16 protein-coding genes and 1 riboswitch are annotated in these 21,691 nt (G+C 73.0%); of the genes, 9 read left to right on the forward strand and 7 right to left on the reverse strand.

Features of this window, described 5'->3' with window-relative positions; all coding sequences use genetic code 11:
* The first annotated feature begins 43 nt into the window (after nt 1-43).
* Nucleotides 44-685, forward strand: coding sequence for a hemerythrin domain-containing protein (locus tag ABZS58_RS14415; RefSeq protein WP_354781333.1), 642 nt, complete (start codon nt 44-46; stop codon nt 683-685).
* Nucleotides 686-710: 25 nt separating this feature from the next.
* On the opposite strand, the gene ABZS58_RS14420 is transcribed toward ABZS58_RS14415, so the two are convergent.
* The 3 genes from ABZS58_RS14420 to ABZS58_RS14430 form a co-directional block, all read right to left on the reverse strand.
* The gene (locus tag ABZS58_RS14420; protein WP_354781335.1) at nt 711-4,073 is read right to left on the reverse strand and encodes a BTAD domain-containing putative transcriptional regulator; all 3,363 of its coding nucleotides are present in this window, start codon (nt 4,071-4,073) and stop codon (nt 711-713) included.
* Nucleotides 4,074-4,081: 8 nt separating this feature from the next.
* Nucleotides 4,082-5,020, reverse strand: a complete 939-nt coding sequence (locus tag ABZS58_RS14425) for a ribose-phosphate pyrophosphokinase (RefSeq protein ID WP_354781337.1) — start codon at nt 5,018-5,020, stop codon at nt 4,082-4,084.
* 63 nt (nt 5,021-5,083) lie between these two features.
* Nucleotides 5,084-6,325, reverse strand: a complete 1,242-nt coding sequence (locus ABZS58_RS14430; protein ID WP_354781339.1) for a glutamate-cysteine ligase family protein — start codon at nt 6,323-6,325, stop codon at nt 5,084-5,086.
* Between the two features lie 467 nt (nt 6,326-6,792).
* Here ABZS58_RS14430 and ABZS58_RS14435 point away from each other — a divergent pair, with 467 nt between their 5' ends.
* The gene (locus ABZS58_RS14435; protein WP_354781341.1) at nt 6,793-7,920 is read left to right on the forward strand and encodes a 5-methyltetrahydropteroyltriglutamate--homocysteine methyltransferase; all 1,128 of its coding nucleotides are present in this window, start codon (nt 6,793-6,795) and stop codon (nt 7,918-7,920) included.
* Between the two features lie 58 nt (nt 7,921-7,978).
* On the opposite strand, the gene ABZS58_RS14440 is transcribed toward ABZS58_RS14435, so the two are convergent.
* The gene (locus ABZS58_RS14440) at nt 7,979-8,458 is read right to left on the reverse strand and encodes a CAP domain-containing protein (protein ID WP_354781343.1); all 480 of its coding nucleotides are present in this window, start codon (nt 8,456-8,458) and stop codon (nt 7,979-7,981) included.
* Between the two features lie 351 nt (nt 8,459-8,809).
* A complete protein-coding gene (locus ABZS58_RS14445; protein WP_354781345.1) occupies nt 8,810-9,079 on the reverse strand; it encodes a hypothetical protein in 270 nt (89 codons plus the stop codon).
* Between the two features lie 15 nt (nt 9,080-9,094).
* Nucleotides 9,095-9,162: riboswitch (guanidine-III (ykkC-III) riboswitch) on the reverse strand.
* Between the two features lie 99 nt (nt 9,163-9,261).
* On the opposite strand from ABZS58_RS14445, the gene ABZS58_RS14450 reads away from it, so the two are divergent.
* A complete protein-coding gene (locus ABZS58_RS14450) occupies nt 9,262-10,488 on the forward strand; it encodes a PQQ-binding-like beta-propeller repeat protein (RefSeq protein WP_354781347.1) in 1,227 nt (408 codons plus the stop codon).
* 64 nt (nt 10,489-10,552) lie between these two features.
* Here the strand turns inward: ABZS58_RS14450 and ABZS58_RS14455 are convergent, their stop codons facing one another.
* Nucleotides 10,553-11,881 carry an FAD-dependent monooxygenase gene (locus ABZS58_RS14455; protein ID WP_354781349.1) on the reverse strand — a complete coding sequence of 443 codons (1,329 nt, stop codon included), beginning with the start codon at nt 11,879-11,881 and terminating at the stop codon, nt 10,553-10,555.
* A gap of 507 nt (nt 11,882-12,388) precedes the next feature.
* Here ABZS58_RS14455 and ABZS58_RS14460 point away from each other — a divergent pair.
* From ABZS58_RS14460 to ABZS58_RS14485, 6 genes are all read left to right on the forward strand, one after another.
* The gene (locus ABZS58_RS14460) at nt 12,389-13,399 is read left to right on the forward strand and encodes a ribokinase (RefSeq protein WP_354781351.1); all 1,011 of its coding nucleotides are present in this window, start codon (nt 12,389-12,391) and stop codon (nt 13,397-13,399) included.
* Nucleotides 13,400-13,618: 219 nt separating this feature from the next.
* Complete coding sequence (locus ABZS58_RS14465) at nt 13,619-14,962, forward strand: condensation domain-containing protein (RefSeq protein WP_354781353.1); 1,344 nt, start codon at nt 13,619-13,621, stop codon at nt 14,960-14,962.
* A gap of 8 nt (nt 14,963-14,970) precedes the next feature.
* The gene (locus ABZS58_RS14470) at nt 14,971-16,059 is read left to right on the forward strand and encodes a carbohydrate kinase family protein (protein WP_354781355.1); all 1,089 of its coding nucleotides are present in this window, start codon (nt 14,971-14,973) and stop codon (nt 16,057-16,059) included.
* A gap of 139 nt (nt 16,060-16,198) precedes the next feature.
* Entirely contained in the window at nt 16,199-17,503 is a 1,305-nt protein-coding gene (locus tag ABZS58_RS14475; RefSeq protein ID WP_354781357.1) for an ABC transporter substrate-binding protein, read from the forward strand.
* Nucleotides 17,500-18,444 carry a sugar ABC transporter permease gene (locus tag ABZS58_RS14480; RefSeq protein WP_354781359.1) on the forward strand — a complete coding sequence of 315 codons (945 nt, stop codon included), beginning with the start codon at nt 17,500-17,502 and terminating at the stop codon, nt 18,442-18,444. Before ABZS58_RS14475 ends, ABZS58_RS14480 begins: the two co-directional genes overlap by 4 nt.
* Nucleotides 18,441-19,295 carry a carbohydrate ABC transporter permease gene (locus ABZS58_RS14485; protein WP_354781361.1) on the forward strand — a complete coding sequence of 285 codons (855 nt, stop codon included), beginning with the start codon at nt 18,441-18,443 and terminating at the stop codon, nt 19,293-19,295. The genes ABZS58_RS14480 and ABZS58_RS14485 overlap by 4 nt, the downstream gene beginning before the upstream one ends.
* 41 nt (nt 19,296-19,336) lie before the next feature.
* On the opposite strand, the gene ABZS58_RS14490 is transcribed toward ABZS58_RS14485, so the two are convergent.
* Nucleotides 19,337-21,550, reverse strand: a complete 2,214-nt coding sequence (locus ABZS58_RS14490; protein ID WP_354781363.1) for an MMPL family transporter — start codon at nt 21,548-21,550, stop codon at nt 19,337-19,339.
* Nucleotides 21,551-21,691 lie beyond the last annotated feature (141 nt).

Below are 21,691 nucleotides of genomic sequence, written 5' to 3' on the forward strand. Positions count from 1 at the left end.
GGTTTCCTCAAGGTCGTCACCACTGACCTGAGGAGCGAACATCGTGCCGAACCTTGTCGGGATCACCGTGAACCACCGTTCGATGCGCGGCGACGCGCGCCGGTTCGCCGGGCTGCTGCGGGACATCGCCGACGGCAGGACGCCGAGCACGCCCGCGCGGGCGAAGGCGGTCGCCGCGTACCTGGAGACGCTGTGCGACGGAATCCACCACCATCACCAGGCCGAGGACGACGTCCTGTGGCCGGTCCTGGAGGCGAGCGCCGGCGCGGAGGTCGACCTGCGGGAGCTCACCGAGGATCACCGGCAGCTGGACCCGCTGCTCGACGCGATCCGCCGGGACGCCCGGGTCCTCGCGGCCGCGCCGGGTGACCGGGACGCGGCGGAGCGGCTCGCGGGGGCGCTCGGCACGCTGCGGGACATCCTCGACGAGCACATCGACGACGAGGAGCGCACCGTGTTCCCGGTGATTCTGCGGTACGTGTCCGACGCCGACTGGGACAAGGTCGAGGCCGCGGTGCGCAAGGGCGGCAAGATGGGGTTCGAGCTGCCCCGCATCGAGCGGTACGCGACGCCGGCCGAGCTCGCCGAGCTCAAGCGGATGGCGGGGCCGGTGCTGCGGGTGCTGCTCGCGGTGACCAGGCGCGGGTTCGCCAAGCGCGAGGCCGTCATCTTCGGCGCGGCCTGACCCGCCCGCGCTACGGGGCCGGGCGCTACGGGGCCGCGCTCCAGGGGACGGCCCCCGTGGCGGCGGCCAGGGCGTGTCCCGCCGCGCGGTGCCCGGCGGCCGCCGCGGTGTCGCCGAGGACGTCGGCGAGGTCGGCGAGGACCAGGTCGACCGGCGGGCCCGTCAGGGAGCCGCTGGCCAGGCCGACGAACTGGCCCGCCCACGGCAGCAGCGCCCGGTAGCACCCGCGGGCCCGCGGCACGTCGCGCAGGGCCGCGGCGTTCAGCCCGCGCAGGCCCGTCCACGCGAGCCAGTAGTAGTCCTCGCGGACGGCGACCGCGTCGGGGGTCCACAGCGCTCTGGCCTCCTCGGTCCGGCCGGCGTCCAGCAGCGCCCGCACCATGTAGTCGTTGAGGGCGTCGGGGAGACGCTCGTACACCGGCTGCAGCATCGGCAGGAGGGTGTGTGTCGTGCCGGCGGCGAGGTGCACGAAGAACACGCCCGCGACGCCGACGAGCGCGGCGTTCGGCTGGCCGGCGCGGGCGATGCGGGCGGTGAGGTCGCTGTACAGCCGTTCGGCGGTGGCCAGGTCCCCGGCGAGGACGGCCCGGACCGCGGCGAACAGCGCCATCACCGACAGGGCGACGCCGAGCTGCCCGGCGGTGGCGTGCCGGACGGCCCGGTCGACGTGGTCCTGCGCGGCGGTGAGGTCGTTGCGTTCGAGCGCCACCTGGAACAGCACGTGGTGCGCCTGCGCCTGGAACTGCACGTGCCCCGCCGCCGTCGCCACCTCCAGCAGTTCCGCGCCGACGGCGGGCAGCTGGTGCCGGCGGGCCGGGTTGAGCACCGCGAAGTAGCGGGCGTTCAGCGCGTGGCAGCGCAGCAGCGGGTCGTCGCCGGCGAGGGTGAGCGCCTCGGCGCTGGCCGCGTCGCAGCGCTCCAGGTCGTCGCCTTCGAGCTCGTAGACGAGCGCGACGAGCAGCCGGCACCGCACGGCGGGGGCGGCTGAGGTCAGCGCCGCCTCGAGGTGCGCGACGAGGTCGGTGTCGACGGCGCGGTCGGCGCGGATCGTCCAGGCGACCGGCGCGTCATACGCGGTCAGGGCGGTCGCGGCGGGCACCCCGGCGAGCGCGGCGGCGGCGATGGCCTCGGCCCGGGCGGCGCGGGCGGCGAGGACGTCACCGGCGTTGGCGAGCGCGGACGTCAGCCCGCACAGCAGGTCGTGCCGTTGCGTGGGCGGCAGCGGCCCGGCGTCGAGCGCGCCCCGGAAGAGGGTGGCGGCCTCCCGGTGCGCGTACAGGGCGGCGGCCTGCCGGGCGGCATCGGCGGCGTACCCGGCGGCCTTCCCCGCGGTCGCGGGCGTCGCGGCGGCGAGGGCGTGATGCCCGAGCGCGGCGGTGAGCGCGTGGCCGCCCGGGGGCGACTGCTGCGTGAGCTGTTCCTCGAGCGCGGCGAGGACGCGGGCGTGCAGGCGGCGCCGGCGCAGCAGGGGCATGTCGTCGTACAGGACGTCGCGCAGCAGTGCGTGCGTGAACCTGACCCGTCCCGCCGCCGGCTCCTCGAGGAGCCCCGACACGACGCCGGCCTCCAGGCCGTCGAGGACGGCGTCCTCACCGCCGCCGTCGGCCGCGACGAGCAGGTCGATGTCGACGTCCCGGCCGAGGACCGCGGCGTGCCGCAGCACCGTCTGCGCGACGGCCGGCAGCCGGGTGAGGCGCCGGCGCAGCACGTGCCCGATCCCGGAGGGGATGGCGCGCACGGCGCTGTCGGCGCCCTCGGCGGAGACGAGCCGGGCCGTCTCGGTGAGGAACAGCGGGTTGCCCCCGGTCCGCTCGACGACGACGCCGACCGCGTCGCCGGGCACGCCGAGGTGCCGCAGCAGCGCCGCCCCCGCGTCGGCGTCGAGGCCGCCGAGGTCGACGTCGACGGCGCGGTGCCCGGCGAGCGCCGCCCGGACCGGGTCGAGGTCGGGCCGGGACTCCCCCGGCCGGTGGGTGGCGACGAGCAGCAGCGGCCGCTGCGCGAACGCGACCGCCACGTGCCGCAGCACCTGCAGCGTCTCCCCGTCGGCCCGGTGCACGTCGTCGAGCACGACCAGCAGCGGCCCGGACCCGGCGAGCCGCTCCCCGACCGCCTGCGCCAGCGCGAACTGCCCGCCCGCCCCCGCGACGGCCGGCCCGGACGAGGAGACCGGGGCCAGCAACGGGGCGAGCCGCGAGTCCTCGCCGTCGCCCGGCAGGCCCCGCAGCACCTCGCTCCACGCCCAGGCCGGCGGCGCCCCGTCCACTTCCGGGCACCGGCCCCAGGCGACCCGCCACCCGAGTCCCGCCGCGAACATCCGCAGCAACGTCGTCTTCCCGGCGCCCGCCTCCCCGCCGACCCAGACGACCCGCAACCCGTCGCGCAACACCTCCTCGGCGACCCGGCCCAGCGTCGCGAGCTCCACTTCGCGCCCGAACGCTCCCGGTGTGTCGGCGGCGGCAGGTGTACCGCCCGCCGGCACCGACGGATACGTCCCCGGCAAGGGCCCGGACGGACCAGTGCCGAGCGTTTCCTCCCGCGACGGTCCATCCGGTGCGACGGCCCGCGCGCCGGCACCGCCGCCCGGGTCCCCCGGCGGGGCGGGCGTGAGGTGCGGCGCGTGGGCGAGGACGTCCGCTTCCAGCGCCCGCAGCCCGGGCCCCGGGTCGACGCCCAGCTCCCCCGCCAGCCGCGCCCGCACCTCCCGCAGCGCGGCGAGCGCGTCGCTCTGCCGGCCGGCGGCGTACAGCGCGGTCGCCAGCAGGTGCACCGCCTCCTCCCGCAACGGGTGGGCGGTGACGTGCCGCTCCAGGGCGGGCACGACCAGCGCGGCCCGGCCGAGCCGCACCGCGACCCGGCCCCCGGCCTCCACGCAGGCGAGCCGGAGCGCTTCCAGGCGCCCGGCCTCCGGGACGGCCCACGGCTCGTCGGCGAACTCCGCGTACGCCGGGCCCTCCCACGCCGCGAGCGCCTCCCGCAGCAGCCCGTCGGCCCGCCCGGGATCGCGCTCGGCGAGGGTGGTGCCCTCCCGCAGCAGCGCCTCGAAGCGCCACGCGTCGACGGCGGTCGGCGGCAGACGCAGCGCGTACCCGGGCGCGGCCGTGACGAGGACCGTGGCCGGGGTGCGGGGCGCGCGGCCGGGTTCGAGGGCGCGGCGCAGGTTCGACACGTAGACCTGCAGCGCGGCGAGGGCCTTCGGCGGCGGCACGCCCTGCCAGAGGTCGTCGACGAACCGGTCGGTCGGCACGACGTGCCCGCCGGCGGCGACGAGCCGGGCGAGGACCGCCCGTTGCCGCGGCCCGCCGAGGTCCGCGGGCCGCCCACCGATCCCGGCGCGCAGCGGCCCGAGGACCCCGACGACCGGCGTGCCTGACTGTTGTGTGCGCATCAGCGGGCTCAGTGGAACAGCGAGCTGACCGACTCGCCGTTGTGGATGCGGCGCATCGCCTCGGCCATCGCGGGCGCGATCGACAGCACGCGCAGCTTCGGCACCCACTTCTGTTTCGGGATGGGCACGCTGTTGGTGCAGACGATCTCCAGGACGTCGGGCTGGGCGGCGAGCCGGTCCAGGGCGCCGTCGGTGAAGAGGCCGTGCGTGCAGGCGACCCTGATGCTGGCGACGTCGCGCTCGCGGAGCCGGTCGATGAGCTCGATGACGGTGCTGCCGCGGGCGATCTCGTCGTCCAGGACGATGACGTCCTTGCCCTCGATGTCACCGATGACGGAGCTGATCACCACCCGGTCGTCGCTGAAGCGCTGCTTGGCGCCGGCGGCGACCGGGACCCCCAGCAGCCGCGCGAACGCGGAGGCCACCTTCGCGTTGCCGAGGTCCGGCGAGACGACCACGCTGTTGGTGAGGTCGAGGCCGCGGAAGTGGGTGGCGAGCTCCCGCAGCGCGTGCAGGTGGTCCACGGGCACGCTGAAGAACCCGTGGACCTGCGGCGAGTGCAGGGTCAGGGTCAGCACCCGCGACGCCCCGGCGGCGCTGAGCAGGTCGGCGACGAGCCGCCCGCCGATGGAGATGCGCGGCTCGTCCTTCTTGTCGGAGCGGGCGTAGGCGTAGTGCGACATGACGACGGTCGTGCGGGCCGCGGACGCACCCCGGGCCGCGTCGAGCATGAGCAGCAGCTCGACGAGGTGCTCCTGGACGGGCGGGACGAGCGGCTGGATCAGGAACACGTCCCGCTCACGGCAGTTGGCCTGCAGCTGCACCTCGAGGCAGTCGTTGGCGAAGCGGTCGACCCGCACGGGCTGCAACGGCACCTCGAGATGCGTGCAGATCTCCTCCGCCAGCTCGGGATGGGCGCTGCCACTGAACACGGCGATGTCCCGCACTGGTCCTGCTCCTAGCTGTGGTCGGGGCACTCCTCATGCCCTTGATACCACACGGCGCGGAGATCATCCGCCGGCGCCGACGCGAACCTTCCGGCGCTGCTCCCGGCGGTCCTCGCCTGGGCAGGAACCCAGCGCGACATACCGGTCGGTGAACTCGGCGACCGCGTCACGCACGGCGAGGGGCGCGTCCTGTCTGCGCAACACGTCACCCGCGGCGGTGAAGCAGGCGAGGGCCGCGGCGGCGAGCGCCGGGTCGGTGAGGCCTTCGCGGGCGGCGCCGACCCAGTCACGGTGCCGGCGCAGCGGGGAGCGCAGCGGCTCGGTCGCGGCGGCCGCGGCCTCCGCGCCCTCCGGGTCGTCGAGCAGGGCGGTGACGACCGCGACGGGCACGACCCAGCCGTCGCCGGGCTGCTGGTCGATCATCCGCAGCTCCAGGTAGCCGCGGGGGCGCACCGGCGGGACGAGGGTGCCGAGGTGGCGCTCGAGGTCGTCGAGGGTGACGGGGCGGGGTCCGTGGCCGCGCAGCCAGTCGCGCATCGTCAGCCCGGCCGGCACGTGCCAGCGGCCGGGACCGGCGACCATGGCGACCTTCGCGGCCAGGGCGTAGCGGGACCAGGCGGCGCGGGGGTCGTCGTCGCGGCGCGGCGCGCGGGTGCGGCTGGCGTCGGTGCCGAAGCGCAGCCCCTGCCGGTGCGACACCCAGCGCCGGCCGGACTTCGAGCGGTGCGGCGAGTTGGCGAACGCGGCCTGGACGACCGGGCCGATCGCGTCGGCGAGCCACCACCGGCGCCGGTAGTGGCTCCAGTCGTCGGGGTCGTCGCTGCCGGCGTCGAGGCACACCTGGATCGACGCGGAGTTGCACATGACGGTGAGGCCCTTGGACCCGGCCCGCTCGTGGTACTCGGCGAGCGCGACGTACCGCGGGTGGTCGGTGACGAGCAGCGGCGCCCGGACGTCGTCGAGGCCGGTGCCGTCCAGGACGAGGCCGTTGGCGGCGAGGACGGCGCGGACGAGGGCGAGGTCGCCGGCGAGTGCGGCGACGCAGCCGGTCATCGACGCGCCGACGGCGGAGGACAGCTCCAGCTGCCCGCCGGGCTCGATCGTGACGCCGCTGCCGCCGGGCAGGGGGTTGCCGAGGTGGGCGAGCATGCTCAGGAGGCGCTCGGGCTCGGGCCGGTGCATCGGTTTGCTCAGGTCCCGCACGCAGTACTCGAGCTCGACGCCGACGCGCCCGACAGGACCGACCCGGAACCCGGCGGCGGCCACATACGCGGCGGCGGTTGCCTCGGTGAGGATGTCGTTCACTGCGGCCTCCCGTTCAGGGGTGCGTGCTACCCAGGGTGGTGTTGCGGTTGACTTGAGTGACGCGTGCGGCGACGGTTTCGGTTGTCCGGTCCGGCGAGCTGGCGAGGCTTGCGGACGGCGGGCCGATCCGGCGCGCGGAAACGCTGAAACTGCGGCTGGGGTGATGGTGAACGGCGGGACGTGCGGGTGTGGCGGGTGCGGCGCGGTGGCCGCCGGGTTGCGGGTCCGGCGGGGTGCATTCCATTAGGCGGTCCGGCGCCCGTTCTGTCCAGCCCGGACGGGCAACACGTGGTGAACCCTGGCTGTGAACTGGCTGAATGCCGCAATATCTCCCACGGCGCCCCTTCGGCCACGCAGATCTTGCGGTCGATGTCCATTCCGCAGTCGTGGCAAAACAAGATCGACTGTTATGGTTTCGTCTTGGCTTTCTCAACGCCGATTCGGCGACGTTTGGAGGAAAGTGCGTCATGCCAATTCCCACCGAGAACGTCGGCTCCCTGCCTCGCCCGATGCGCCTGCAGGAAAAGATCGCGCAATATGACGCGGGCGAGATCGGAATCGAGGAGCTGCACGCCGAGCAGGACGCCGCGTGCCGCGATTCGATCACCCGGATGGAAGCGACCGGCGCGCCGATCGTGTCCGATGGGGAGCAGCGCGCGTCGAGTTTCGCCACGTATCCGCTCACCGAAACCCTGGCGGGCACCGGCCTCGCCGACACCCTCGCCGGCGACGGGCAGTGCTTCGCGATCTTCGACGACGGCCACCAGCGGCAGCTGCCCCGCCTCGTGCGCGGCCCGTTCCGCTACCGCGCGTATGCCGCTGACTACCTGCGGCGGTCGGTGCTGATGGCGACGAAACCGTTGAAGCAGGCCGTGATCGCCCCGTCGATGCTCTCCCTGCTGTACCCCCTCGACGCCGCGGTGGACGGCTACTCGCGCGAGGAGTTCCACGACGATCTCGTCGACGAGTGCGAGAAGGACATCCGGCAGTGCTTCGCCGCCGGCGCCGCCCGCGTCTCGATCGACTTCACCGAGGGCCGGCTCGCCCGCAAGAACGACCCCCGCAACCCGTGGACCGGGCGCGACATGCTGGGCGGCTTCATCGACCTCAACAACCGCGTCCTGGACCGCTTCACCGCCGAGGAGCGCTGCGACATCGGCATCCACACGTGCCCCGGCGGGGACCTGGACTCCGCGCACAGCAGCGACGTGGACTACGCCGAGCTGCTGCCGCACCTGTTCCGCATGCGGGCCGGCTACTTCCTGATCCAGCTGGCCGGCGAGAAGGACAAGGAGCGGGTGTATCGGCTGATCGGCGAGCACAGCACCGACTCGCAGGTCTGCTTCATCGGCGTGACCGACCCGCTCGACCCGGTCGTCGAGACGCCCGAGCAGGTCCGCGACGCGCTCGTCACGGCGGCCGCGTCGATCCCGCGGGAGCGGCTCGGCGCGACCGACGACTGCGGCTTCTCCCCGTTCAGCACCGACCACAAGCCGAAGCACGGCTCGCCCGACGCGGCCCGGGACATCGCCTTCCGGAAGGTCCGGGCCCGGGTCGAGGGTGTGGCGCTCGCGTCGGCGGAGCTGGGCGTCTGACGCTTCCGAGGTTCCCGCGGGCGGTCGTCGGTGCCCGCGGGAACGCTCGTCCCGCTCCTCAGCGTGGACTGGCGAAGTCCTGGGTCCAGTAGGGCACCCCGCGGCCGTTGTACGCCACCGCGACCCCGATGTTGCGGAACCGGCAGTTCAGGATGTTGGCCCGGTGACCGGGGCTGTTCATCCAGTCGTCCATGACCTCGCCCGCGTTGCGCTGGCCCCAGGCGATGTTCTCGCCGTACGTCGACCACCGGTAGCCGACGGACGCCACCCTGCTGCCGGGACCGCTCCCCCTGGGCGAGCCGTGCGAGAAGTAGCCACGGTCCGCCATGTCCCTCGAGTGCAGCCACGCGGCATAGCTCAGCCGCGGGCTCAACGTGACCGGCCCGCAGCCCGCCCGGGCACGTGCACTGTTGGTCAAGGAAACGACGCCGCGGATCACGCCGTAGTCGGCCGCGAACGCCGGCACCGCCTGCACGGCAGCGCCCGCGGCGACGGCGCCCGCCACCACGGCGACGGCGACACCCTTCCGGATTCCCATCTCACCTCCACGAAGTAGGGCAGATGAGCCGAAACTAAAGGACCACCCTGTCGCTGACACCAATCTGACAAAACTCGCATTTCCGGGCGATTTTTGCGCTACGACACGCGCTACCGAGCCTCCTTCCGGCCACCGACGTCACCCGTTCGGGGGACCCCGTGTGGGTGTCCCTCCGCTTCCGCGGTGTGGAAGTTGCCCGCCGGCGGCTCACGCGTCGGCCGTGCCGATGGTCGCGTTGCCGCTCGCCGGTGGCACGCCTCGGCTGCGTGGAAGTTGCCCGCCGCTTGCGGATCTCCGGGGCCTACGGAGCGGTGCGGAACGCCGCACCGATCCGAGCCGGCGACGCGGCGCTCATTCACCGACGGCGACGCTCGAGGCGCCGGCCGCGTCACGCGCTTCGTCCGGACGGGACCGCAGCAGGGAGCGCAGGGACACGATCGCCCACACGCTCTCCAGCAGCAGGAATCCCCAGTCGTGACCGATGGCCGCCTCGACCGCGAGGGTGGCGGAGCCGATGAGGTTGAGCCACACGTACCGGCGCGACGTGGACGACCACCTGCCGAGCTGCACGAGCACGAAGGGCAGCAGGACGCACAGGGAACCGAGGATCTGGACGAACATGGCACACTCCCGGGCACCACGTCGTCTTGTCGGGCCGGGTACGACGTGACTCGTCCGGGACGACACGGTGCCCGCGCCGCCACGCCTCGATGATGGCACGCGCCGCTGGTCGGCGGCCACACGGACAGGTGAGGTGCGGCGGTTCTCACCACCCTGCAACCTCACCCTGGTTCGCTGATCCCATGATCAGCAGGATCGCGTGCGTCGCGGCGCTCGTCGCCGGCCTCGGAGCCGGTCCCGCGGCGGCGGCCACCCCCGGCAACTGGCCGCAGCACGGTGGGGGCGCCGCCAACGACAACTACCAGTCCGGCGTCGGCAAGCTCGACGTGCGGCGCCAGGTGTGGCAGCGGCAGGCGGGCGGCGACGACTCCGTCGGCAGTGCGGCGATCGCCGGCGGCAAGCTCACCGTCGCCTACGGCAAGGGCGCGCTGCGCCGCTTCGACGTGCGCACCGGCGCCGTGTCCGTCGTGGGCACCCTGCACGGCCGCCGCCCGCTGCAGCTCGCCGACGTCGACGGCGCCCTGTACGTCCGCAGCCTCGACGCCGACGGCACGCGGAGCCGGCTCGCGTCGTACGACCGTGGCGGCAACCGCAGGTGGGAGGTGACGCTGCCGGACGACGAGGCGATCCTGCCCTTCACCGTCGCCGGCGGGCACGTGCTGGTCACCAGCGGGCCGAAGTGCCGGGAGCTGTGCACGGGCCATCATCTGCGCGCGTACCGCGTCCGCAACGGCACCCTCGCCTGGACCGGCGCGGTGGAGGGCGACGCGGGCGGCGCACCGGCCGTGCAGGGCGACACCGTCGTGCAGGGCGCCTACGGGCCGGTCCGCGGGACCGGTGACGGCAGCGGCGGGGCGAGCCTGCTGTTCGCGTTCGACGTCAGGACGGGCATCCGCCTGTGGACCCGGGCCCGGCCGGGCTTCTCGCTCGTCGGGCACCGCGGGTCGCTGCTGGCCGCGGGCGCCGGCGACGACGCGCTGTGCTCGCTGCACCCGGGGACGGGCGCGGTCCGCTGGTGCCGGGGTGCCCAGGCCGCCGACGAGTGGGTCGACGGCCTGTCCGCCGGCGGCGGCGCGCTGTTCGGCTACGGGCTCACCGGCACCGTCCGCCGCTACGACCCGGAGTCCGGCGCCGCCGCCTGGTCCACTCCCCTGGCGCTGCCGGGCTACGAATACAACGCGTCGCACGCGGCGCTCGTCAGCGGCGGCGGGCACGTGTACGCGGCGGTGCGGCACGGCAACTTCACCCCGGAGTCGGAGTTCACCGAGCTCGTCGTGCTGCGCGCCGCCGACGGGCACGTCGTGCGGCGGCTCCGGCTCGCCGCGTACGACGACACGTCCGCCGAGCTCATGCTCGCCGCCGGCCGGCTCGTGCTCGTCGGCGACCGCACGATCCGCGCGTTCGGCTGACGTCCACGAGCGACGACCGGGAAAGAACCGACGTCCACGAAAGACGACCAGGGAGAACCGACGTCTACGAGCGACGACCGGGGAAGAACACGCGGCGCAGGATCGCGGGCGCGAAGAGGGTCTCCGGCGGCGCGGTCAGGTTGACGGTGCGGTGGAACGCGACCGCGACCTCCGGCGACGTCTCCGCCGCGTGCAGCAGTTTCGCGATGTACCAGTTGAAGAACTTCACCTTCGCGGTCCGCTTCCCGGGCACCGAGGGGAACGTGAGGTCGCCGCCGACCGCCATGTCCCACGGCGTGTCGATCACCGTCGCGGCCTTCGCGTAGAACCGCCGCGGCAGCCCGGCGAGCCCGCCTTCCAGCGCCGCCCGCAGCTCGACGGCCTCGAGGGCGGCGACGGTCATGCCCTGCCCGTAGATCGGGTTGAAGGCGCAGATGGCGTCGCCGAACGCGAGGAACCCCTCCGGATGGCCGGGGATCCGCTCGTACCGCCGGCGCACGCTCGCCGGGATCCGGAACTGCCGTGCGGGGCCGAGCGGGCGGGACCGGTGCACCACCTCGGCGAGGTCGTCGATCGGCAGGCGGGTCGCGTAGGCGGCGAAGCCGGCCTCGTCGGTGGGCGGGGGGTCGTCGCCGAACCCGGCGAGGGTGAGGATCCACCGGTCGCCCTCCATCGGCAGCAGCGCCGCGCCGAACGGGTACTCCGGTGTCACGCCGGTGAGCACGCCGAGCATGCCGCCGGCGAGGGGGCCGCGCTCGTACTCGCGGGTGGCGTACACGACACCGGCCATGACGCTGTCCTGCTCCGGTGGGGTGTAGCCGAGCTCGGTCAGCCAGGTGGTGCCCCGGTTGCCGCGGCCGGTGGCGTCGACGACGAGGTCCGCGCGCAGGTCCTGGGTGGCACCACCGGGTCCGGCGCCCATCACGACGACACGGACCCCCGTGACGGTGCCGGCGGCGGGTGCGTGCAGCAGGCCGGTCGCTTCGAGGCCGCCGCGGATCTCGACGCCCGCGAGTTTGCCGGCGCGGGCGCGCAGGTAGTCCTCCAGCGCGGGGCGGCTGACGGCGAGGACGATCAGGTCGGAGGCGGCGCGGGCCATCGGCCGCGGGCCGTTGTGCCAGGCGAAGCCGTTGTGGATGTCGACGGTGAGCGCGCCGGCGGCGACGAGCTCGTCGGTGAGGCCCGGGAACAGGTCCTCGAGGACCTCACGGCCCTTGGCGAACAGCATGTGGGCGTGGCGGCCCTGCGGCACGCCCTTGCGGACGCCGGTGCCGGCGAGGTCGTCACGGTCGAGGACGGTCACGGTGTCGAAGGTGTCGCTCAACGCGCGGGCGGCGAGGAGCCCGGCGATGCTGGCGCCGAGGACCACCGCGTGCGTGGATTCACTGGTCATGCGCCCAGCCGACCATTGATCAACGACAATTCGTAGGTAGAAGTACGCGGAGCGGGAATGCGGCGCGTGCCGCGGGTCACATTCCGGCGACGGCACCGCGAACCTCTGGTTCCGCGCCCGGTGGCCCAGGAGACGCCGCGGAGATCGCCGGCGCCGGCGAACGCCGGGAGGCGCACGCGACGTCCTCCGGGCGAAGGAGATGACCGCCCACCTGGATCGGCTCACCGGTGACCTCGCCGCCACCGTCGGAGGACTCAAGGTGGGATAGGTCCCATCGATCGGGTGGTGTTGCGGCGGTTCGCGCCCGCGTGCGCGTGTGCATTGCTGAGACTGGTGTTACCGGAAGCGAAGCATGCGATCGCACAAGCTCACCGGAAGCGAGACGGCCGGCCCGGGTGGCCGCGGGCCGGCCTGCGCTCGCAGGGATCGACGACCCGGCCCCGCCGGGCGGACGACCCGCCCCCGCCGGGCGTGACCCCGGCGCTCGCGGGGGTGGATGATCGCTGGGTGACCGTCCTCGTGGTGGGTGCCGTGAACGTCGACCTGGTGATCGAGACCCCGCGCATCGCGGCGCCCGGCGAGACCGTCATCGCCGCCCGCTCGTCGACCGGGCACGGCGGCAAGGGCGGCAACCAGGCCGTGGCCGTCGCCCGCCTCGGGGGTGCCGTCCGCCTCGCGGCCAGGGTCGGCGCCGGCTTCGACCCGGGCTCACTGCCCGGGGTGGACGCCGCGGTCGTCCGGGACGCGGCACCCACCGGGCTCGCCGTCGTCCTGGTCGCCGCCGACGGCGAGAACGCGATCACCGTCGTGCCGGGCGCGAACGCCAACCTGTCCCCCGCCGACGTGACCCTGCCGACCGGCCCGCCAGGGGTGCTCCTGGCCAGCCTCGAGGTGCCCCTGGACACGGTGGCGGCGGCCGCCCGTCTCGCCCGGGCGGCCGGTTGGACCGTCGTGGTGAACCCGGCGCCCGCGGTACAGCTGCCGCCGTCGCTGTTGGAGGACGTCGACGTCCTCGTCCCCAACGAGCATGAGCTCGCCGTCCTCGGCGCGCCCGCAGACCTGCTCGCCGCCGGCGTGGGCGCGGTCGTGGTGACGCTCGGCGCCGCCGGCTGCCGCGTGCACCGCGCCGGCGGCACGGTCGACGTCCCGGCTCACCCGGTCCGCGCGGTCGACACCACCGGCGCCGGCGACGCCTTCTGCGCCGCGCTCGCGTGGGCCCTGGACACGGACAGGTCGTTGGAGGAGGCGGTGCGGCTCGCGTGCGTCGCGGGCGCCCTCGCCACCCGCGCCGTCGGCGCCCGCACCGCCCTCCCCACCGCCGCCGACCTCACGGACGGCGCAGCTGCTCGCTCAGGGGGAGATGGACGCGCGGCGGGCGGCGCGGGAGCGGCGCAGGCCCAGGATGCCGATGACGATCAGGAGCACGCCGAGGACGCCGACGCCCGCGACCATGAGGGTCAGGTCGCGCAGGGTCAGCTCGGACATGAAGGAGGCGGCACGGGAGCCGCCCGCCGGTGAGGCGACGGCCGCCGAGGGCAGCGCCACAATCGCCACAAATGCCATCGCCGGCACGACAACCCATCGCATTCCCCGCAACATGGCGACAAGTGTGCCAGGCTCCGCGCCGTCGCGTCACCCCGTGCCGGGGCGCCCGGCGGGACGCCGGTTCAGGCCATTGACTTCTTCGGATGCACGCCGACAATTTCCATGGGCGGTCGTCGAAGGGAACCATTGCGAATGGGCAGTAGCACAACACATCGCGTCCTCGTGCCGTTCCGCGGTGAGGGTGCCGGGACCGCCGACCTGACGTGGGCGCAGCTCGGGATCTGGCAGACCATGCGCGACACGGGCCTGAGCATGAACATCGGCGGGACCGTGCCGATGCCGGCGGGCACGACGGTGCACGACATGCAGACGCTGCTGCGGTATCTGGTGAGCCGCCACCAGGCGCTGCGGACCAGGCTGCGGTTCGAGGGCGGCGGGGTCACCCAGGTCGTGTCGGCGGCCGGCGAGGTGCCGCTCGACGTCGTCGACGCCGACGAGGACCCGGCCGCGGTCGCCGAGGAGCTGCGCCGCCGCTACGAGGAAGCCCCCTTCGCCTACGAGACCGAGTGGCCCGTGCGCATGGGTGTCGTGCGGCACGACGGCCGGGTGACGCACGTGGTCGTGATCTACTGCCACGTCGCCGTCGACGGCTTCGGCATCGACGCGATCGTCCGGGACATGGCCAACCTCGACCCGGCGACCGGGACGACGACCGCGCCGGTGCCGGGCCTGACCCCGCTGGAGACGGCGGCGAAGCAGGCGACCGCGGCGGGGCGGCGGCAGAGCGACAAGTCGCTGCGGCACTGGGAGCAGATCCTGCGGGCGATCCCGGCGCAACGGTTCCGCGCGTCCGACGAACCGCACGAGCCGCGGTACTGGGAGATCACCCACCGCTCGCCGGCCATGCACCTGGCGATGCAGGTGATCGCGCACCGCACCGGCGCCGGCGTCGGCTACGTGGTCCTCGCCGCCTACGCCGTCGCCCTGGCCGGGCTGACGGGGCACAACCCGAGCGTCGCCCAGCTCGTGGTGAGCAACAGGTTCCGGCCCGGCTGCGCCGACTCGGTCAGCCAGCTCGCGCAGCTGAGCATCTGCGCGGTCGACGTGGCCGGCGCGACGTTCGACGAGGTCGTCGGCCGGGCCTGGACCGCGGCGACGAACGCGTACATGCACGGGCACTTCGACCCGCTCGCGCTGACCGCCCTGCTGGAGCGGGTGCGGGCCGACCGTGGCGACGTAGACTTCTCGATCATCGTCAACGACCGCAGGACCCGTGACGGCGCGCCGCAGCCCGCGGCACCGCCGTCACCGCATCAGGTCACGGCGGCGTTGCCGTTGTCGAAGAGCTGGTGGAGCCGGAAGGTCGAGGTGCTCGACGCCGCGCTCAACATCAGCGTCGACGCCGCACCGGACGCCGTCGACGTGTCGATCTGCGCGGACACGCACCGGCTCCCACCCGCCGACATCCAGGCCCTCGCCCTGGAGATGGAGCGGGTCACGGTCGAGGCCGCCGCGTCTGTCGCCGTGGTGAGCTGAGGAGCCGGGTGGGGTTCAGGTTCGACGTCGTCGGGGTCGGGGCGCTCAATCTCGACTCCATCGCCCCGGTCTCGCCGGCCGCGCGGTCCCTGCTGCGCGGCGCCGTCGACTGGGGCGCCGAGTGCCGGGTCGGCGCCGCCACGGTGGACGCGGCGATGCGGACGGTCCACGCCGCCGCCGTCCGGAACGCTGTCGGTGGGTCCGCGTACAACACGGTCGCCGCCCTCGCGCGGACCGGCGTCGGGCTGCGGCTCGGATACGTGGGCGTCGCCGGGCGGCTGCCGGTGCCCGGCACCCCGGTCGCGGAGCGGCTGCGGAAGGCCGGCGTCGACACCGCGCTGCTGCGCGAGGAGCCCGGCGAGCTCAGCGGCGTGTGCCTGTCGCTGGTCGAGGACGGCGAGCGGACGCTGCTCGTCCACCCTGGTGCGAACGACCGGATGGCCGCGCACCTGGAGGTCGAGTTCGACGCGGTCGTGGAATACCTGTCGGCGGCCAGGATCGTGCACGTGACGTCGTTCCTGGACCCGCGGACGCCGGCGGTCCTCGCCGACGTCCTCGCCGCGGTCCGGGACCGCAGCCCGGAGACGGTGCTGACGTTCGACCCGGGGCACGTGTGGGCGGGCACCGGCGGCGCCCCGATCGCCGCCCTCGCGACGACGGCCGATCACGTCCTGCTCAACGAACGCGAGCTGCGGGCGCTCGGCACGACCGGCGACGACACGTGGGCCGCGGACCGGATCCTGCGCGCCGGCCGGCCCGGCCGGGTCGTGCACGTGAAGCGGCCCGCGGGGGTCACCACGTTCACCCGGTCCGGTCCGCTGCTGCGGGCCCGCTTCCACCCGCAGGAGGCGCTGACCGCGGATCGGGTCGTGGACGCGACCGGGGCCGGCGACGTCTACGCCGCCGGGGTCCTCGTCGCGCTCGCCGGCGGGGGCGGCACCCACCTGTACGACGGGGTCCGGCTCGGGATGGCCCTGGCCAGGCACAAGCTGCTGCACCTGGCCGACGCCGGCCACGCCGACTTCCCCGGCGTCGTCCAGGCCTGGCGGGACTTCACGACCGGCCCCACGAGCGGCCGTAGCCCCACGGATAGGTAGCGGTACCCACCGGCCCGGTTGTCGTGTGATGTTGATCGATGCTTGACAACTGTCACATCGACCGGCTTTGCTGTGATGGCTTGTGAGCATCCACGTTGGAAGTTGTTGCTTTTTCGCCGAATCCCGCCAGGAGGCGAACATGCCAGACGCCCGACTGTCCCGCCGCTCCGCACTCAAGGGTCTCGCCGCCACGTCGGCGCTCCTCACCGCACCCACGCTCCTCGCCGCGTGCGGCGATGACGACGGGAAGACCGCCGACTCCGGCGCCCCGACCGACCCGATCACGTTCGGCTCCAACTACTCCGACGACGCCACCAAGCAGGCGTTCGCGGCGCTGTGCGCGGCCGCGACGTCGGCGACGAAGGTGCCGATCACCGTCAACACCACCGACCACAACACGTTCCAGAACAACATCAGCAGCTATCTGCAGGGCACGCCGGACTCCCTGGCGACCTGGTTCGCCGGATACCGGCTGCAGTTCTTCGCCGCGCAGGGCCTGCTGACCCCGATCGACGACGTGTGGGAGAAGATCGGCGGCACCTTCAACGACGCCGCGAAGAACCTCTCCAAGGGCATCGACGGGCACTACTATCTGGTGCCGCTGTACAACTACCCGTGGGTCGTGTTCTACAACAAGAGCGTCTTCGCCGCGAAGGGCTACCAGGTGCCGACCACCTGGGACGCGTTCATCGCCCTGTGCCAGAAGATGAAGACCGACGGGCTGATCCCGGTCGCGTTCGCCGAGAAGGACGGCTGGCCGGCCCTGGGCACGTTCGACATCCTGAACCTGCGGATCAACGGCTACGACTTCCACATGCAGCTCATGAAGCACGAGGTCCCGTGGACCGACCCGAAGGTCGCCGCGGTGTTCGACCAGTGGCGGCAGCTCATGCCGTACGTGCAGAACGGCGCCAACGGCCGCACCTGGCAGGACGCGGCGAAGACGCTGGAGAACAAGCAGGCCGGGATGATGTTCCAGGGCTCGAACCAGGTCGCCGCGAACTACGCCCCGGGCAACCTCGCCGACCTCGACTTCTTCGTCTACCCGGCGATCAACCCCGCCTACGGGCAGGACTTCATGGACGCGCCGACCGACGGGTTCATCCTGCCGAAGAAGGGCAGGAACTCGGCCGCGGCGAAGACCGTCCTGCAGTACATCGGCACCGGCGAGGCGGAGACGAACTTCCTGCAGAACGACCACTGGGACGTCGGCCTCGCCAACGGGCTCGTCGCACCGACGTACAACGAGATCCAGAAGAAGTCCGTCGCCGAGATCGCCAAGTGCAAGAACGTGTCGCAGTTCATGGACCGCGACACCGTGCCGGACATGGCCACGGCGATGATCAAGCTGATCCAGACGTTCATCGACGACCCGAGTCCGGCCACGGTCACCTCCATCCTGAAGAGCGCGGAGGACCAGGCGAAGACGATCTTCACCAAGTGAGGACCTTGACCCGCCGCGACGGCCTGGTCGTCGCCGCCATGCTCGGGGTGCCCCTGGTGCTGGAGGCCGCCCTCATCTGGGGGCCGACCCTGGCTTCGGTCGGGCTGTCGTTCACGAAATGGACCGGCGTCGGCGGTGTGCGGTTGCAGTCCTGCGACTCGCTGCCGTCGGCGCCGGGCATCCCGCAGCCCGGCTGCCTCAACGGGGTGCGCAACTACGAGCAGGCGTTCACCACGTACCCCGACTTCTGGCCGGCGGTGCAGCACAACATCATCTGGCTGCTGGTCTTCGTGTGCTTCGCGACGCCGCTCGGGATGCTGTTCGCCGTCGTCATCGACCGGGGGATCCGCGGCTCCCGGATCTACCAGAGCATCCTGTTCCTGCCCGTGATGCTCTCCCTGGCCCTGATCGGGATCATCTGGGAGCTCATCTACTCCCCCAACTACGGACTGATCAACTCGGTGCTCGGCCGTACCGGCGACGACAACCTCATCGACTGGCTCGGCGACCCGTCGCTCAACCTGTGGGCGCTGCTGGTCGAGGCGAGCTGGCGGCAGGCCGGCTACGTCATGATCCTCTACCTCGCCGGTCTGAAGGCCGTGGACCCGGCGCTGCGCGAGGCGGCGCTGACGGACGGCGCGAACGCCTGGCAGACCTTCTGGCGGGTCGTGTTCCCCGCGATGCGGCCCATCAACATCGTCGTCATGGTCGTCACCGTCATCGAGTCCCTGCGCGCCTTCGACCTGGTGTACATCACCTCCGGCGGCAACCCGCTCAAAGGCCTCGAACTGCTGTCGGTCGCCGTCACGCAGAACATCGTCGGCGAGACGCAGCGGATCGGCTTCGGCTCCACCCTCGGCGTGATCCTGCTCGTCATCTCGCTCGTGCCGATCACGATCTTCCTGTTCCAGGCGTTCCGCCGCGAGGAGGCCCGCTCGTGACGAGGTCCTTCCGGGTCGCCTCGCAGATCTTCATGATCGTGATGATCGCGGTGTGGCTCACGCCGGTGCTGTTCTCGCTGTACGTGGCGCTGCGGCCGATCGCCGACACGAACGCGCACGGCTACGTCTCGCTGCCGGACCGCCTGACGCTGGACAACTTCCGCGCCGCGTGGACCCAATCCGACATGTGGCGCTTTTTCATGAATTCGCTGATTGTGACGGTACCGGCGGTGCTGCTGACGCTGTTCCTGGCGTCGTCGTTCGCCTATGTGGTGTCGCGGCTGCGGTTCCGGTGGAACATCGCGCTGCTGGTCCTGTTCACCGCCGGGAACCTGCTGCCGCAACAGGTCATCATCACGCCGCTGTTCCGCCTGTACCTCGCCGTTCCCCTGCCGCACTGGATCAGCGAGAGCGGCCTGATGTACAACTCGTACGTCGGCCTCATCGCCATCAACGTCGCGTTCCAGCTCGGCTTCTGCGTCTTCGTCCTGTCCAACTACATGAAGGCGCTGCCGCACGAGCTCGACGAGGCCGCCGTCGTCGACGGCGCCGGCGTGTGGACCCGGTTCTGGCGGCTGACGCTCCCCCTGTGCCGGCCGGCCCTGGCCGCCCTGGCGACGCTGCTGACGACGTGGATCTACAACGACTTCTTCTGGGCGATCACGCTGATCTCCACCGGCGACAAGCGCCCGGTGACGTCGGCCCTGGCGAACCTGCAAGGCCAGTTCGTCGCGAACCAGAACATGATCGCCGCGGCCGCCCTGATCGCCGCGATCCCCACCCTGATCGTCTACATCGCCCTGCAGAAACAGTTCATCGCCGGACTGTCGCTCGGCTCCACCAAAGGCTGAAGCCCCCGTGACCCGGGCAGGGTCACGGGGGCTTGCGGCGGTCAGGCGGAGACGAGCTCCTTGTGCTCGGCGGGCAGGTGGTCCTGGGCCTTGCCCTCGACGTGCAGCTCGGGCAGGGCCCGGACCAGCCATGCCGGCATCCACCAGTTGGCCCGGCCGAGGATGTGCATCACGGCGGGCACCAGCAGGAGCCGGACGACGGTCGCGTCGAGGAGGATCGCGGCGGCCATGCCCACGCCGATGACCTTCAGGACCAGGTCGGGGCTCGGGATGAACGCGGCGAACACCGCGATCATGATGGCGGCCGCGGCGGTGATGACGCGGGCGGTGCCGGCCAGGCCGTCGGTGACGGCACGGCCGCTGTCGCCGGTCCGGGTCCAGACCTCGCGCATCCGGCTGACGAGGAACACCTCGTAGTCCATCGACAGGCCGAACAGGACCGCGAACATCAGGACCGGCACGAACGCCGGGAGCGGGGTCTCGGTGTCGATGCCGACCAGCCGGCCGGCCCAGCCGCCCTGCAGGACGAGCGCGACCACGCCGTACGCCGCGGCGACCGACAGCAGGTTCATCACCGCGGCCTTCAGGGCCACCGCGACGCTGCGGAAGGACACCAGGAGCAGCAGCATGGACAGGATCACCACGCCGCCGATGAGCAGCGGGATGCGCCGGGCGATGTTGGCGGTGCTGTCGATGGCGGTGGCGGTCATGCCGCCGACGTGGACGGTCGCGCCGGTGCCGGCGAGGGTCTGCGGCAGGAGCTCGCGGAGCCGCTCGACGAGGTCCCCGGTGCGGGCGTCCTGCGGGCCGGTCCGCGGCAGGACGGTGACGACGGCGGTGGTGCCGTCCTGGTTGACCTGCGCGGGCATCGCCGCGGCCACGCCGTCGACGCCGGGCAGCGCGGCGGCGAGCTTGTCCAGCGCGGTGCGGTCACCGGCGCGGGGCAGCTCGACGGCGAGGACGAGCGGGCCGTTGGCGCCGGCGCCGAAGCCCTCGGCGACCATGTCGTAGGCCTGCCGGGTGGTGGTCTCGGCGCGGTTGTTGCCCGCGTCGGGGAAGCCGAACCGGACACCGAGGAACGGCGCGGCGAGCGCGAGCAGGATCGCGACGCCGAGCAGCGCGGACACGAAGCGGTGCCGCTGGACGAGGCCGCTCCAGCGCAGCCAGCCGCGGCCGGGCTCGACGTGCCCGCCGGCGGCGACGGTGACGGTCGCCCCCTTGCCGAGCGGGAGCCGCAGCCGGTCGACGTGCCTGCCGAGGTAGCCGAGCAGCGCCGGGAAGAGCGTGACGCTGGCGACGAGGGTGACGAGGACGCCGAGGATGGTGACGAGCGCGGCGCCGCGCATGAACGACAGGCCCATCGCGAACAGGCCGAGCATGCTGACGATGACGGTGCTGCCGGCAACCATGACGGAGCGGCCCGCGGTGTCCAGCGTCGCGACGGTCGCCGCCTCCGGCTCCAGGCCGGCGGCCCGCCACTCGCGGAAGCGGGTAACCATGAGCAGCACGTAGTCGATGCCGATGCCGATGCCCATCATGGTGGCCAGCGACGTGGACCAGTCGGGCGCGTCGACGAAGCGGATCAGCACCCCGGTGAGCGTGGCGCTGACGGCGAGCCCGGCGACGGCGACGACGACCGGCAGGCCGGCGGCGACCACGGAGCCGAACATGAGCAGCAGGATGATGATGGCGGCGGCCAGGCCGATGCCCTCGGAGCCGATCTCGCCCTGCTCGGCGCGCTGGATGCTCTGCCCGCCGAGGGCGAACGTCAGCCCGTCCCGGCCGGCCTCGCTCGCGATGTCCATGAGGTGCTGGCTGTCCTCGACCGGCATGTCGTCGGGGTTGACGACGTCCAGGCGCAGGTCGGCGACCGCCGTGCGACCGTCGGCGGAGATCCCGCCGGGGGCGGCGAACGGGTCGGCGACGCCCGTGACGTGCGGGGCGGTGGCGAGCTTCGCCAGCAGTGCCTGGACGTCGGCCTTGGCGCCCTCGACGCCGTCGTCGGCGCGGACGACCACGGTGACGGTCGCGCCGGACTGGCTGGTGAAGCGCTCTTCGAGCAGCGCGGTCGCGGCCTTGGAGTCGGAGCCGGGCGCGGAGTAGTCGGCGGCGAACTCGCCGCCGAAGAGCGAGGAGAGCGCGAAGGCCGCGACGAGCGCGACGGCCCACGCGACGACGGTCCGGCCGCGGCGCCGGTACGCCACCCGGGCGAGCCGCCCGAGCGGTCCGAGCGCGGGGCTTGGGAGGTCGGTCATGGTTCCTGCCTCAGGTTTGGGCTCAGCCGTGAATGGACATCAGTAGCGTTACGACTATTAACCAACACGACGGCACGTCACTTGTCAAGCACCTTCACTTCTGTAACGATGCTTAACGCAACGGTCACCGGGAGGACATCA

The organism is Dactylosporangium sp. NPDC005555, from assembly GCF_040605635.1.
Classification (GTDB): domain Bacteria; phylum Actinomycetota; class Actinomycetes; order Mycobacteriales; family Micromonosporaceae; genus Dactylosporangium.

Excerpts from the sequence above, each read along its gene's own strand:
- ABZS58_RS14420 (WP_354781335.1), bottom strand. The coding sequence starts at position 4,073 with ATGCGCACACAACAGTCAGGCACGCCGGTCGTCGGGGTCCTCGGGCCG.
- ABZS58_RS14435 (WP_354781341.1), top strand. The coding sequence starts at position 6,793 with ATGCCAATTCCCACCGAGAACGTCGGCTCCCTGCCTCGCCCGATGCGC.
- ABZS58_RS14440 (WP_354781343.1), bottom strand. The coding sequence starts at position 8,458 with ATGGGAATCCGGAAGGGTGTCGCCGTCGCCGTGGTGGCGGGCGCCGTC.
- ABZS58_RS14445 (WP_354781345.1), bottom strand. The coding sequence starts at position 9,079 with ATGTTCGTCCAGATCCTCGGTTCCCTGTGCGTCCTGCTGCCCTTCGTG.
- ABZS58_RS14450 (WP_354781347.1), top strand. The coding sequence starts at position 9,262 with ATGATCAGCAGGATCGCGTGCGTCGCGGCGCTCGTCGCCGGCCTCGGA.
- ABZS58_RS14455 (WP_354781349.1), bottom strand. The coding sequence starts at position 11,881 with ATGACCAGTGAATCCACGCACGCGGTGGTCCTCGGCGCCAGCATCGCC.
- ABZS58_RS14465 (WP_354781353.1), top strand. The coding sequence starts at position 13,619 with ATGGGCAGTAGCACAACACATCGCGTCCTCGTGCCGTTCCGCGGTGAG.
- ABZS58_RS14475 (WP_354781357.1), top strand. The coding sequence starts at position 16,199 with ATGCCAGACGCCCGACTGTCCCGCCGCTCCGCACTCAAGGGTCTCGCC.
- ABZS58_RS14490 (WP_354781363.1), bottom strand. The coding sequence starts at position 21,550 with ATGACCGACCTCCCAAGCCCCGCGCTCGGACCGCTCGGGCGGCTCGCC.